This is a genomic window from Pseudomonas sp. UBA1879, assembly GCF_002338065.1.
Taxonomy (GTDB): Bacteria; Pseudomonadota; Gammaproteobacteria; order Pseudomonadales; family Pseudomonadaceae; genus Aquipseudomonas.
On the sequence record NZ_DDHJ01000005.1, the window covers coordinates 43,947 to 56,898 of the forward strand.

12 protein-coding genes are annotated in these 12,952 nt (G+C 59.8%); 8 read left to right on the forward strand and 4 right to left on the reverse strand.

From position 1 onward, the window contains the following. Positions 1-84 precede the first annotated feature (84 nt). From psrA to B3N48_RS07910, 3 genes are all read left to right on the forward strand, one after another. Complete coding sequence (psrA, locus tag B3N48_RS07900; protein ID WP_296181768.1) at positions 85-795, forward strand: transcriptional regulator PsrA; 711 nt, start codon at positions 85-87, stop codon at positions 793-795. A 101-nt stretch (positions 796-896) separates the two neighbouring features. Then, positions 897-1,895 (forward strand): beta-N-acetylhexosaminidase, encoded by a 999-nt coding sequence (gene nagZ / locus B3N48_RS07905; protein ID WP_296181978.1) that lies wholly within the window; start codon positions 897-899, stop codon positions 1,893-1,895. A gap of 9 nt (positions 1,896-1,904) precedes the next feature. Next, positions 1,905-2,645, forward strand: coding sequence for an S-methyl-5'-thioinosine phosphorylase (locus B3N48_RS07910; RefSeq protein WP_296181770.1), 741 nt, complete (start codon positions 1,905-1,907; stop codon positions 2,643-2,645). A gap of 36 nt (positions 2,646-2,681) precedes the next feature. On the opposite strand, the gene B3N48_RS07915 is transcribed toward B3N48_RS07910, so the two are convergent. The 3 genes from B3N48_RS07915 to B3N48_RS07925 form a co-directional block, all read right to left on the reverse strand. Then, entirely contained in the window at positions 2,682-3,335 is a 654-nt protein-coding gene (locus tag B3N48_RS07915) for an HAD-IA family hydrolase (RefSeq protein ID WP_296181772.1), read from the reverse strand. A 577-nt stretch (positions 3,336-3,912) separates the two neighbouring features. Continuing rightward, complete coding sequence (locus tag B3N48_RS07920; RefSeq protein WP_062382299.1) at positions 3,913-4,137, reverse strand: DUF6555 family protein; 225 nt, start codon at positions 4,135-4,137, stop codon at positions 3,913-3,915. A gap of 329 nt (positions 4,138-4,466) precedes the next feature. Next, positions 4,467-5,612 (reverse strand): aldose epimerase family protein, encoded by a 1,146-nt coding sequence (locus tag B3N48_RS07925; RefSeq protein ID WP_296181779.1) that lies wholly within the window; start codon positions 5,610-5,612, stop codon positions 4,467-4,469. 324 nt (positions 5,613-5,936) lie between these two features. Between B3N48_RS07925 and B3N48_RS07930 the strand changes: the two genes are divergently transcribed. The 5 genes from B3N48_RS07930 to araH all read left to right on the forward strand — a co-directional run bounded on the left by B3N48_RS07930 (position 5,937) and on the right by araH (position 11,383). Continuing rightward, positions 5,937-6,629: a FadR/GntR family transcriptional regulator gene (locus tag B3N48_RS07930; RefSeq protein ID WP_296181782.1), complete on the forward strand. Its 693-nt coding sequence runs from the start codon at positions 5,937-5,939 to the stop codon at positions 6,627-6,629. Between the two features lie 73 nt (positions 6,630-6,702). Further along, positions 6,703-7,581 (forward strand): SMP-30/gluconolactonase/LRE family protein, encoded by an 879-nt coding sequence (locus tag B3N48_RS07935; protein ID WP_296181784.1) that lies wholly within the window; start codon positions 6,703-6,705, stop codon positions 7,579-7,581. A 164-nt stretch (positions 7,582-7,745) separates the two neighbouring features. Beyond that, positions 7,746-8,750, forward strand: coding sequence for a substrate-binding domain-containing protein (locus tag B3N48_RS07940; RefSeq protein WP_296181787.1), 1,005 nt, complete (start codon positions 7,746-7,748; stop codon positions 8,748-8,750). 98 nt (positions 8,751-8,848) lie between these two features. Beyond that, positions 8,849-10,375 carry an L-arabinose ABC transporter ATP-binding protein AraG gene (araG, locus tag B3N48_RS07945; RefSeq protein ID WP_296181789.1) on the forward strand — a complete coding sequence of 509 codons (1,527 nt, stop codon included), beginning with the start codon at positions 8,849-8,851 and terminating at the stop codon, positions 10,373-10,375. A gap of 39 nt (positions 10,376-10,414) precedes the next feature. Next, positions 10,415-11,383 carry an L-arabinose ABC transporter permease AraH gene (araH, locus tag B3N48_RS07950; RefSeq protein ID WP_296181791.1) on the forward strand — a complete coding sequence of 323 codons (969 nt, stop codon included), beginning with the start codon at positions 10,415-10,417 and terminating at the stop codon, positions 11,381-11,383. Between the two features lie 200 nt (positions 11,384-11,583). Here the strand turns inward: araH and B3N48_RS07955 are convergent, their stop codons facing one another. Further along, positions 11,584-12,876, reverse strand: coding sequence for an amidase (locus tag B3N48_RS07955; protein WP_296181794.1), 1,293 nt, complete (start codon positions 12,874-12,876; stop codon positions 11,584-11,586). Positions 12,877-12,952: the final 76 nt, after the last annotated feature.

A 12,952-nucleotide genomic window follows, 5' to 3' on the forward strand; every position in this document is an offset into this window, starting at 1 on the left:
GATCAGACGCAAAACGAACCGCAGGGTTGACAGTGGGTTGGCTGAAACGTATGTTTCAAACAAGTGTTTGTCAGGCGAAGAACCATGGCTCAGTCGGAAACAGTTGAACGAATTCTGGACGCTGCGGAGCAGCTGTTTGCGGAGAAGGGGTTTGCCGAAACGTCGTTGCGGCTGATTACCAGCAAGGCATCGGTCAATCTGGCGGCGGTGAATTACCATTTTGGCTCGAAGAAGGCCCTGATTCAGGCCGTGTTTTCGCGCTTTCTCGGGCCATTCTGCGCCAGTCTCGACAAGGAGCTCGAGCGTCGACAAGCCAAGCCCGAACACAAACCGACCCTCGAAGAGCTGCTGGAGATTCTCGTCGAGCAGGCGTTGGTCGTGCAACCTCGAAGCGGCAATGATTTGTCGATTTTCATGCGCTTGCTTGGTCTGGCATTCAGTCAAAGTCAGGGTCACTTGCGTCGTTACCTCGAAGACATGTACGGCAAGGTATTCCGCCGCTACATGACGTTGGTTAACGAGGCCGCCCCGCGTATTCCCCCGATCGAACTGTTCTGGCGCGTGCACTTCATGCTCGGCGCCGCTGCGTTCAGCATGTCGGGCATCAAGGCATTACGGGCGATCGCCGAGACCGACTTCGGCGTCAACACGTCTATCGAACAGGTCATGCGCCTCATGGTGCCGTTTCTTGCGGCGGGCATGCGTGCCGAAACGGGCGTTACAGATACGGCCATGATCAGCGCGCAACTGAAGCCTCGCATCAAAAGCTCGACCCCGGCGCCTGCCAAGGCCTGATTCTTTCTCAGTGGGTGCCGTGCATTTGCATCGCACCGGACGATCCCGCACCATGCCGCATTGGGCAATGGTTGTTGAAGGATCTTTCTATGCATTCTGGCCTGCATGGCTCCCTGATGGTGGATATCGCCGGTACTTGGCTGACTTCCGAAGACCGTCAGTTATTGCGTCATCCCGAAGTGGGCGGTCTGATCATTTTTGCGCGCAACATCGAGAGTCCACGGCAGGTCCGTGAGCTGTGCGCGTCCATTCGGGCATTGCGACCTGACCTGCTGTTGGCAGTTGATCAGGAGGGCGGACGAGTTCAACGCTTGCGGCAGGGCTTCGTGCGATTGCCTGCAATGCGAGCGATTGCCGATAACCCGAATGCCGAATTTCTCGCCGAGCAGTGTGGCTGGTTGATGGCAACCGAAGTATTGGCGGTGGGCCTGGACCTGAGTTTTGCCCCGGTGCTGGACCTTGATTATCAGCGCAGTGCAGTGGTTGGCAGTCGTGCATTCGAAGGTGATCCGGAGCGGGCCGCCTTGCTGGCAGGAGCGTTCATCACAGGCATGAACGACGCCGGTATGTCCGCCACCGGTAAACATTTCCCTGGCCATGGTTGGGCCGAAGCGGACTCCCACGTCGCCATCCCCACCGACGAGCGCAGTCTGGAAACCCTCCGCGCCAACGACTTGGTGCCCTTCGCTCGCTTGAGCAAGCAGTTGGCGGCAGTGATGCCCGCCCACGTCATCTATCCGCACATCGACAACCAGCCCGCAGGCTTTTCACGCCGTTGGTTGCAGGACATCTTGCGCGGCGAGTTGGGCTTCGATGGGGTGATTTTCAGCGATGACCTGTCGATGGCCGGCGCACACGTGGTGGGTGACGCCGCCAGCCGGATCGAAGCGGCACTTACCGCCGGGTGCGACATGGGGCTGGTGTGCAACGACCGGGCGGCCGCTGAGTTGGCGCTGAGTGCTGCCCAGCGAATGAAAGTCACGCCACACGCACGCATCGCCCGCATGCGTGGCCGGGGTCTGGCAACCCTGGAATATCGCCAACACCCACGCTGGCTTGCGGCGCTGACAGCGTTGCGCGCGGCCCAACTGATCGACTGAGGAGTGGCCATGACGGTTTACGCGATTATCGGTGGGACGGGTCTCACGCAACTGGAAGGCCTGACGATTCGTCAGTCGCTGCCGATGAGCACGCCGTATGGTGAACCGTCGGGTGAGGTCCAGTTGGGTGAATTCGCCGGCCGGGAGGTGATGTTCCTTGCGCGTCACGGCCACCCTCATCGCTTGCCGCCGCACAAGATCAACTATCGGGCTAATCTGTGGGCGCTGAAACAGGCCGGGGCGCAGGCCATTCTTGCGGTGAATGCAGTGGGCGGTATTCATCCTGACATGGGCACCGGACACTTCTGCGTGCCCCATGATCTGGTGGACTACACCAGCGGTCGGGAGCACACGTTCTTCGCCGAGGATCTGGAGCAAGTCATCCACATCGATTTCAGTCGTCCATACAGTCAGGTGCTGCGTCAGCGGCTGATCGACGCGTTGCACGCGGAGGGCAGCACGTTCAGCGATTTCGGTGTGTATGGCTGCACGCAGGGGCCGCGCCTTGAAACCGCAGCTGAAATCGTTCGGCTGGAGCGGGACGGTTGTGACGTCGTCGGGATGACCGGTATGCCAGAGGCCGCGTTGGCCCGCGAGCTCGGGCTGAATTACGCCTGTCTGGCGCTGGTCGTGAATCCGGCAGCAGGCAAATCGCCGTCAGTGATTACCATGCCTGAAATCGACCAGGCGCTGCAAAACGGCATGGGCACCGTCAAATCCGTGCTGGCGCGTGTGCTGAGCGCGGCCTGATGCTCGATGAAGGCGGGCGCCCATGGTGGGCGCCTGTCAGCGTGGTTGCAGGGACAGCCAACCCTGATCCGTGAGCGAAACAGTGTAGGTGTCGTAGCTGCTCAGGCCCGGATGGAGCGTCTCGACAGGATGCCTGTGGGTTGCAGTGATCACCATGACCTTAGCCCCGGCAGCTTCCGCAGCGGCAATCCCCGCTGGTGCATCTTCGAACACCAGGCAGTCTTCCGGCTTCACGCCCAGCTTTTTCGCGGCCAGCTGAAAACAGTCCGGCGCCGGTTTACCGCGTTCGACGTCTTCAGCAGCAACCATGACGTTGGGCAGCGGCAAGCCTGCCGCCAGAATCCTGCGTTCGGCCAGCCGCTTGGGCGCAGAGGTCACCACGGCCCAACGTTCGGGTGGGAGCGCCGCCAGGAAACGCGCGGCCCCATCGATGGATATAACGCCTTCGATGTCATCGGTCTCCATCTGCGCCAGCCGTTCGGCTTCGCGTTCAGGGTCCACGCCGGGCAGGTTCAGCCGACGCATCGTGTCGACGCAACGCACGCCGTGGATGGTGGACAGCAAAGCCTGCACATCCAGCCCCTTGCTCACGGCCCATCGGGTCCAGACCCGTTCCGCTGCAGCAATGGAGTTGGTCAGCGTGCCGTCCATGTCGAACAGAAAGGCGGCGAATGTGTGCGTGTCCTGCATGCTGGGATCCTTCAAGCCTCGATGAGTGAAGGATGCTAGCACGCGCCTTTCCGCGTCGTGGCGGTACATAAATGTCATCTGCATGACGTGTCGGCCAGACGGCGATCCAGGGTCGTTGCAAGTCAATCTGGAACAGCTTTAAGGCCTATTGGCCGAACACGCCGACGGGCAAGACTAAGCGCCCTGAAGAACCGGTGTTAACGCGGTTTCGATGCTGGTACTACGCTCGGAAGCCTCTGAAAGTCAACGCCATTTCGTTGAAAAAGTTGTCCACGAAAAACGTGAATATCTCTGTGGATAACTGGCTGTAAGCCCTTCGAGGCAAGGCCTTACTCGCAATGATCGTTTAATGATCAGTTCTTTCAATGACGTCAATGCAGTGCGCCAATTGTCAGATATCTGTTCAGCGACAGCCGTGTCGAGCGGGAATATGATCACGTGTCGACTGCGCTGGTTGAATGACCTTGTCCGGAGATGCCTGCACTGGGAAAAGGCGATAGCCATGGCACAAAAAAACCCGCCGAAAAGGGTTCGGCGGGGTTTCGTCAGGCGACGTGAGAGTTCATGAGGAGGGGGGTCAGGATTCCGCCCACTCCACATCAGTCAGTCCGAGTTGTTCGGCTTTCGGCTTGCTGACCTTTGGGACTTTGTCCGAGCGGTATTTGGGTATCTGTCCAAATCCCGCATCCACGGACGCCCAATGCCAGGCGGAAGCGTTGTCCATGGCTTCAGCGCTGATGTAGAAGCTTTTATATTTGCCATGCAGCAGGTAATCGATTCTGAAATGCTTGTACTGTGCCACGCTTGCAAACCTCCCTATCAGTCGCTCACTTCTCCTTGAGTCGGATCCTCTGGGAAAATTCAGTCGGATTATTCCTTTCGTTGCCAAACGGTTACGTGTGGTACAGAAGGATGATTAGGAGCTTGCAGATGTGAACGAATGAGTGGGTTCGGCGCGAATTCGACATCGTTTCTTTAAACGATCCAAACGCCAGGGCAGAAGAGGACGCTGTTAACAGACAGATGCAGACCCTCTGGCAAAGGCAGCGTGTCAGCAACACCTGAGGTCACTGACAGCTGCTTTGTCAGCCATATGGCGGCTTGGGTATGTCTTCGTGCAGCGCCTGAGGGTTATTGACTCGAAAACTTGAACACCGTCGTCTGGTGATACGCCTTGCCAGGGTCCAGGCGGGTCGACGGGAAGTTGTGCTGATTCGGGGAATCCGGGAAGTGTTGGGTCTCGAGGGTGAAGGCGCCCCAATGCGGGTAGATCTTGCCGCCTTTACCCTTGACCGTACCGTCCAGGAAATTGCCTGTGTAAAGCTGCACACCGGGTTCGGTGGTGAACAGCTGCAGGCGTCGGCCAGATTTTGGATCGACCACATCCGCCGCCAGATTCGACACCTTGCCTTTGTTGTCCAGCACCCAGTTGTGGTCGTAACCGCCTTGGGTCGGTTCGGCATATTTCAGCTGCTGATTGTCCTCACGGATACGCTTGCCGAAGGCGACAGGCTTGAGGAAGTCAAAGGGCGTGCCGCTGACAGAGGGCAGCTCACCGCTGGGGATCAACTTCTCGTTGATCGGGGTGTAATGACTGGCATGAACGATGGCCACCTGATCGAGGATGTCGCCATTGCCCGCACCTGCGAGGTTGAAATAACTGTGGTTGGTGAGGTTCAGCACCGTCGGCTTGTCAGTCGTGGCGTGGTACTGGATGCGCAGTTCATTCTTGTCGTTGAGGCTGTAGGTCACTTCAGTTTTCAGTGTCCCCGGAAAGCCCATCTCGCCGTCAGCCGACACGTAGGTGAGCTTGACCCCGACCCATCCCTTGTCCTTGATTTGCTCGGCTTTCCAAATCTGCTTGTCGAAGCCTTTCGTGCCGCCGTGCAGCGCGTTGGTCTTGTCGTTCTGCGGGACTTGATAGGTCTTGCCATCAAGGCTGAACTTGCCGTCCGCCAGCCGATTGCCGAAGCGCCCGATGGTGGCGCCAAAGTACGCGGTGCCGTTGAGGTAGCCGTCAATGTCGTCGAAGCCGAGTACGACGTCTTCGGTTTTGCCGTGTTTGTCCGGAATCAGCAGCGATTGCAGCGTACCGCCGTAGGTCAGCACCGTGGCTTGCATGCCGAGACTGTTGCGCAGGATGTATTTCTCGACCGTGGTGCCGTCCGGCAATTTGCCGAAAGTGGCGTGTTCGGTCGAAAGCCCGGTGGCGGCGTGGGCCTGGAGCGCCGAGGCCAGCAGGGTCAGTCCGATAGCAGGGATAAGCGTCTTCCTCATTGCGTCGTTCCTTTTTTGTTTTAGAAACAGGGGAGTGGCGAGCTTCGAGCGGCACGCGCGGCAAGCGAATTGACACGCCATCCGACAGAAGTCTCTGCTGATCATTGGTATGACTAATTTGTCGTTTTTGCCCTTTAGTTAAGTTTTAATGGATTGAAACGCTCGATTTTAAAATTAATTGTAATACTATTAAGCGAAAGGCAGGCTGAGGTCTGATGTTGAACAGGTTTAGTCCAGCTTTTTGCCCTTGTACAGCCGTTTGACAGCTATTCATATGATGATTAGCCTCGATTTGCGGAACGCACCGCAGGAAGGGGCGGATGGATGAGCAACAGTTTTCACGCGTCAACAGTGGACCGCCTGGGCGCCTGGATTGCTCAAGGCAGTGTGGCGCCGGGGCAATCGCTGAAGGTCGAAGCGGCGTTGGGCGAGGAGTTTGGTGTCAGTCGAACGGTCATTCGCGAGGCCATCAAAACGCTGGTGGCCAAGGGCATGCTGGAAGTGGGACCCAAGGTGGGCACGCGGGTGCTGCCCGTGCGCAGCTGGAACCTGTTCGATCCCCAAGTGGTCGGCTGGTTGGCAGCCAAGGGGTTGCCGGAAAGCTTCGTGCTGGACCTGCTGGATTTGCGTCGCGCCATTGAGCCGATGGCCGTGCGCTGGGCCTGTGAGCGGGCCAGTCCGGCGCAGATTATCGAGATTCAGGCGGCGTATCAGCAGCTGGCGGCCAGTGTGGCGGACATGGGTGATTACAATCACGCCGATCAGCGTTTTCACGAGGCAGTGCTGGCGGCCAGTCACAACCAGTTCATCGAACAGATGCTGCCGGCGCTGGGCGCGTTGCTGGCCATTTCGTTCGAAGTGTCGTCAGCCGTGCCGGGAGAGTTGGGTCGGACGCTGCCGTTGCACAAGGAATTGGCCGATGCCATTGCCACCCGTGATGCGGCTCGCGGGGTATGGGCCTGCATGAGCCTGATCGAAAACGCCAATGAGGTGATCTCCCGTTCGCGGGCGACGTAGAACGTGAAACGTAATAGCGCCGTACGAACGACACACCGGCGGTTTCTCAACACAACAAGAACAGGACACTTTCATGAAATGGCAGCCGGTCGCTGACCTGCAATTCAAACTGGCCGAAGGGCCGTTCTGGGATGACGTTCAGCAGAGCCTTTATTGGGTCGACATCGCCGGGTTCCGTGCTTTGCGATTGCATCAGGGCCGGGTGCAGCATTGGCAATTTCGCGAGCCGGTTTCCGCGTTCATTCCCACCGTGAAAGGCGATGCACTGGTCACCCTGGCCAGCGGGGTCTACCGTTTGGATGTGGATTCCCCCGCTGAACATCCTGCTCTGTCATTGCTGTGCGTGGCCGATCCCGTCGACGGCAATCGGGCCAACGAAGCGCGCTGTGACAGCCAGGGTCGTCTATGGCTCGGCAGCATGCAGAATAATCTCGACGCCGAGGGCGGCGACCTGCCGTTGCTGCGGCGCTCCGGCGGGATTTTCCGCGTTGATGCCAACGCTCGGGTCTCGCCGCTGCTGGAAGGACAGGGGATCGTGAATACGATGCTCTGGACCGATCACGGTGGCGCTTTGCTGTCGGCGGACAGCCTCGATGGGGTGATCTACCGCTACCCGATACTGGCAGACGGCACCCTTGGCGAGCGTCGGGTCTGGGCCGCGCAACAGGCGCGCGGCGTACCGGACGGTTCAGCCATGGACACTGAAGGCTACGTGTGGAATGCCCGTTGGGGCGGCCATTGCCTTATTCGGTTTGCGCCCGATGGCAGCGTCGACCGAATCATCGAACTGCCGGTCAGTCATCCCACCAGTTGCGTGTTTGGTGGCCCGGACATGACCACGCTGTTCGTCACCAGCGCACGACCTGCCACCGATGCACTGGCGCTCGACGGCAGCATTTTGCAAATGGAAACCGGCATCCAGGGGCTGCCATCGAACCGGTTTGCAGGTTGATCCAAAGTGCCGTGGAAGGGGTGTGACACTCGGTTACATAGACGTCATTGATAATATGATAAGACTGTAAACAGTCGATCGGCCTGTTGCGGATGACTCCCCCAGGCCGTCACGACACTCACTGCTGGACGCTGTAGCTAGTCAATAAAAATAAGGAGTTAGCTATGTTGAGTCGCCACGGGATTCGTTCCCTGTGCTGTGCCGCTGTTGCCACCGCCATCGTTGGAATGAGCGGCGGTGCGATCGCTGCTGATAAGGTCAAGATCGGTTTTCTCGTCAAGCAAGCCGAAGAGCCTTGGTTCCAGACGGAATGGCAGTTCGCTGAGAAAGCGGGCAAGGACCACGGTTTTGAAGTGATCAAGATCGCCGTGCCGGACGGCGAGAAAACCCTTTCTGCCATCGACAACCTGGCCGCCAACGGCGCCAAGGGCTTTGTCATCTGCCCGCCTGACGTGTCCCTCGGCCCGGCCATCGTCGCCAAGGCCAAGGCCAACGACCTGAAAGTCATGGCCGTGGACGATCGCTTCGTCGACGCCAAGGGCAAGTTCATGGAAGACGTGCCGTATCTGGGCATGGCGGCGTTCGAGGTCGGCCAGAAACAGGGCGCGGCCATGGCCACCGAGGCGCAGAATCGCAAGTGGGACTGGAAAGACACCTACGCCATCATCAACACCTATAACGAACTGGATACTGGCAAGAAGCGCACTGACGGTTCGGTCGATGCTCTGAAGAAAGCTGGCCTGCCGGAAGACCATATCCTCTTCACCCCGCAGAAAACCCTCGACGTGCCAGGCAGCATGGACGCCACCAACGCGGCCCTGCCCAAACTGCCAAGCGGCGCGAAAAACCTCATCGTCGGTGGCATGAACGACAACACTGTGCTGGGCGGCGTGCGCGCCACCGCGGGCGCCGGTTTCGCGCCGGCCAACGTGATTGGCATCGGTATCAACGGCACTGACGCCATCGACGAACTGAAGAAAAAGGAAAGCGGTTTCTTCGGCTCGATGCTGCCAAGCCCGGACAAAGAGGGCTACAACACCGCGCTGCAGATGTATGAGTGGGTATCTACCGGCAAGGAACCGGCGAAATACACCGCCATGGACGACGTGACCCTGATCACCCGCGAGAACTTCAAGGAAGTGCTGACCAAAATCGGCCTCTATAAGTAACGCGCGGCACACATCAGCAGGCCTGACGCCGCGCGTCAGGCCGACATCTGCAAGGCCTCGCTTCAGCCTGTCCGGGCGGGAGCGAGGGGGAGGGGTTCATGCAACAGGCATCGGTTCAGCTACAGCCATCTGGCGGCAGTTTGCGCTTCAACGGGATCGGCAAGACCTTTCCCGGCGTCAAGGCCCTGTCGGACATCAATTTCGAGGCACGTCCTGGCAGCGTCCATGCGCTGATGGGCGAGAACGGCGCGGGTAAGTCGACGCTGTTGAAAATTCTCGGCGGTTCGTATCAGCCCAACAGCGGCGACCTGCAAATCGGTGATCAGCACCTGGCGTTCAAATCCACGGCCGACAGCATTGCCGCCGGCGTTGCGGTGATTCACCAGGAATTGCACCTGGTGCCGGAAATGTCCGTGGCGGAAAACCTGCTATTGGGCCACATGCCCAACCGCTGGGGCATGGTCAACCGGCGCGCGATGGTTCGCCGTGCGCGTGAATTGCTCAAGGGCCTGGCGGACGAAATCGACCCTGACACTCGCCTCGGTGACCTGTCGCTGGGGCAGCGGCAGCTGGTGGAAATCGCCAAGGCCATGTCACGCAACGCCCACGTCATTGCCTTTGACGAACCCACCAGCAGCCTGTCGGCGCGAGAGATCGACCGTTTGATGGCGATCATCATCAAGCTGCGCGACGAAGGCCGAGTCATTCTGTATGTCTCGCACCGCATGGAAGAAATCTTCCGCGTGTGCGACGCCGTGACAGTGTTCAAGGACGGCCGCTTTGTGCGCACGTTCGATGACATGGCTGATCTGGACCACGATCGGCTGGTGACCTGCATGGTCGGGCGCGATATTCAGGATATTTACAACTATCGTCCGCGTCAGCATCAGGGCTCGAGCCTGCGGGTGACCGGGCTGCAAGGCCCAGGCCTCCAGGAGCCGGTGAGCTTCGCAGTGGCGAAAGGCGAAGTGCTGGGCTTTTTCGGTCTGGTGGGCGCCGGTCGTACCGAGTTGTTTCGCCTGCTTTCGGGCCTGACGCGGTCGCAAGCGGGAACGCTGCAACTCGATGGCGCGCCGCTGAGCCTGAAGTCCCCCCGCGACGCGATTGCCGCCGGTATTTTGCTGTGCCCCGAGGACCGCAAGAAAGAAGGCATCGTGCCGCTTTCCAGCGTGGCCGAGAACATCAACATCGGGGCCCGACCGCGTCATGTGCACCTGGGTTGCCTGATCCAGGGCCGCTGGGAGCGCGACAACGCCAAACAGCAGATTCGCGCGATGAATGTCAAAACGCCTTCGCCGGAACAGCAAATGCTGTTTCTGTCGGGCGGGAATCAGCAGAAGGCTATTCTCGGCCGCTGGTTGTCGATGCCAATGAAGGTGTTGCTGCTCGATGAACCTACTCGCGGCATCGACATCGGCGCCAAATCCGAGATCTACGACATCATTCACAACCTCGCGGCCGACGGTATCGCAGTGATCGTAGTGTCCAGTGATCTGATGGAAGTCATGGGGATTTCCGACCGCATTCTGGTCATGAGCGAAGGCGCCATCACCGGCGAGCTTTCGCGGGACGAGGCCAATGAACAACGGTTGTTGCAACTGGCACTGCCGCGTACGCGCGGCTGAAACCGGGTCACCCAAGTGAAAAATAAAAACGAGGTGCGTATGTCTACCGAAACCAGCAGCCTGACGGCTCCCCGCCAGGGCATGAACCTGCGTCGCTTCTTCGACGACTGGGCGATGCTCCTTGCCGCATTGGGCATCTTCGTGCTCTGTGCCCTGCTCATCGACAACTTCATGTCGCCCCTGAACATGCGCGGTCTGGGGCTGGCGATTTCCACCGTCGGCATCGCCGCGTGCACCATGCTGTTCTGCCTGGCGTCGGGGCATTTCGACCTGTCTGTCGGTTCGGTGCTGGCCTGTTCCGGGGTCATCGCCGGGATCGTGATTCGTGACACCGACAGCGTGTTTCTCGGCGTATCGGCGGCGCTGGCGATGGGCTTGCTGGTGGGGCTGATCAACGGCATCGTCATCGCCAAGCTGCGCATCAACGCGCTGATCACCACGCTGGCAACCATGCAGATCGTGCGCGGCCTGGCCTACATCTTTTCCAACGGCAAGGCCGTGGGTGTGGGAGAGGAAGGGTTCTTCGTGTTTGGTAACGGTCAGTTGTTCGGTGTACCGGTGCCGATCCTGATCACCGTCGTGTGTTTCGTGTTCTTCGGCTGGTTACTCAACTACACCACTTACGGCCGCAATTCACTGGCCATCGGCGGCAACCAGGAAGCGGCGTTGCTGGCGGGGGTACACGTCGATCGCACCAAGATCATCATCTTCGCCGTGCACGGCTTGATCGGCGCCCTGGCGGGTGTGGTCCTGGCGTCGCGGATGACCTCCGGACAGCCGATGATCGGGCAAGGTTTCGAGCTGACCGTTATTTCGGCCTGCGTCTTGGGCGGCGTGTCGCTCAGTGGCGGCATTGGCATGATTCGCCATGTGATCGCCGGGGTACTGATTCTGGCGATCATTGAAAACGCCATGAACCTGAAAAACATCGACACCTTCTACCAATACGTAATTCGCGGCACGATTCTGTTGCTGGCAGTGATCATCGACCGGTTGAAGCGGCGGTGACTGACGTGCCGCTTGGCTACAGTTGAATGAATGTGGGAGCGGACTTCCCCGTTCGCTTCCAGCCGAGTCTTCGGCACCTTTCATGTCATGGGCTCAGACACCTTTGTGGGCGCGAATGTCTTCGCGAAATAGGTGTCAGCGGTGAGCTCATTGCCTCTGATCCTGGAGCCCTGGGCTAGGGCCCGTCCAAGGTGTGCCACTCAATCCTTCAGGTGTAGCTCAATCCAGTTGGCAAACCCCAGCGTTGCCGTATCGCTCATCACCGGCCCGACCACTTGAACGCCTAACGGCAAGCCCTGTGGACCGAAGCCTACCGGCAGGCTCAGGCTTGGAAACCCCAACAGACTCCAGATTCGCGAGAACAATGGGTCGCCTGTCTTCTCCAGTCCCGACTCCGCTTCGCCGCAGGCGCTGGGAGTCAACAACACATCGTATTCGGCGAAACCTCGGCCCATTTGATGCCGGGCTGACGCCACTTGCGCCCGGTGTCGAAGGCTTTGCTCAAAACTGATTTGCCCCCCACGTTCCAGCATGGCCTGTAATCGTTCGCTGAGCTGAGCCCGATGATTCAGTCGCTCATCGGCCAGTGCCTTGAAGGCTTCGGCGCACATCACCGCGTCGTGCACCTCGACCAACGCGTTGACCGCATCACTCAACGTCACGTCCACGATGTGAACACCTTGGGTGTTCAAACGCTGGACCGTGGCTTCGAATGCGGCCTGCGCGGCGGGGCTGCTGTTGTCCCAGAACGCCGTGCGGCAGACCCCGACGCGCGGCTTGCGATCGATGGGCAACTGTCGCCATTGTGGCGCGTTGGCCATGACCGAAGTGAGCAGGGCGACGTCTTCGACGCAACGGCCAAAGCCACCGACGGTGTCCAGCGACTCACTGAGGCTTTTGATGCCTGCTCGGGGGATCAGGCCAAAGCTGGGTTTGAACCCGACGATCCCGCAGTAGGCGGCAGGGCGGATCACCGAGGCGGCTGTCTGGGTGCCCAGCGCGAGGGGCACCATGTTAGCGCCGACGGCGGCGGCCGACCCACTGGACGATCCGCCCGGGGTGTGTGCCGGGTTATGCGGGTTCGCTGTGGGGCCGGGGGTGAACGTTGCGAACTCGGTCGTCACGGTTTTGCCCAGGACGATCGCGCCGGCTTCACGGCACAGCGCCACCGCCGCGGCGTCATTGACCGGCTGATGCGTACGGTAGATGGGCGAGCCATAGCCGGACGGGAAGTCGCGCGTGTCGAACAGGTCCTTCACACCCAATGGCAATCCGTGCAGAGGTCCGCGCAGGGGACCTTGGTCCAGTTGCTGCGCTTGCGCCAGCGCGCCGGCGGCATCGAAGTGCCGCCATGCTTGAAGCTCGGGTTCACGCGCCTGGATGACCTCAAGGCAGGCTTCCAACAGCGCGACGGCTGTCAGTTCCCGGCGTTGAAGCAAATGCGCGGCTGCTTGGGCGGTCAGGCGGGAAAGGTCAGGGCGGGCAGGGGGCACGGCAAGGTCCATTGAGGGGAATGTGAGTTGCAGAGAATGTGCTCTGGAGCAGGCGTTGTACACCAGAGCGTGGAGG

Excerpts from the sequence above, each read along its gene's own strand:
- psrA (WP_296181768.1), top strand. The coding sequence starts at position 85 with ATGGCTCAGTCGGAAACAGTTGAACGAATTCTGGACGCTGCGGAGCAG.
- B3N48_RS07910 (WP_296181770.1), top strand. The coding sequence starts at position 1,905 with ATGACGGTTTACGCGATTATCGGTGGGACGGGTCTCACGCAACTGGAA.
- B3N48_RS07915 (WP_296181772.1), bottom strand. The coding sequence starts at position 3,335 with ATGCAGGACACGCACACATTCGCCGCCTTTCTGTTCGACATGGACGGC.
- B3N48_RS07925 (WP_296181779.1), bottom strand. The coding sequence starts at position 5,612 with ATGAGGAAGACGCTTATCCCTGCTATCGGACTGACCCTGCTGGCCTCG.
- B3N48_RS07930 (WP_296181782.1), top strand. The coding sequence starts at position 5,937 with ATGAGCAACAGTTTTCACGCGTCAACAGTGGACCGCCTGGGCGCCTGG.
- B3N48_RS07935 (WP_296181784.1), top strand. The coding sequence starts at position 6,703 with ATGAAATGGCAGCCGGTCGCTGACCTGCAATTCAAACTGGCCGAAGGG.
- B3N48_RS07940 (WP_296181787.1), top strand. The coding sequence starts at position 7,746 with ATGTTGAGTCGCCACGGGATTCGTTCCCTGTGCTGTGCCGCTGTTGCC.
- araG (WP_296181789.1), top strand. The coding sequence starts at position 8,849 with ATGCAACAGGCATCGGTTCAGCTACAGCCATCTGGCGGCAGTTTGCGC.
- araH (WP_296181791.1), top strand. The coding sequence starts at position 10,415 with ATGTCTACCGAAACCAGCAGCCTGACGGCTCCCCGCCAGGGCATGAAC.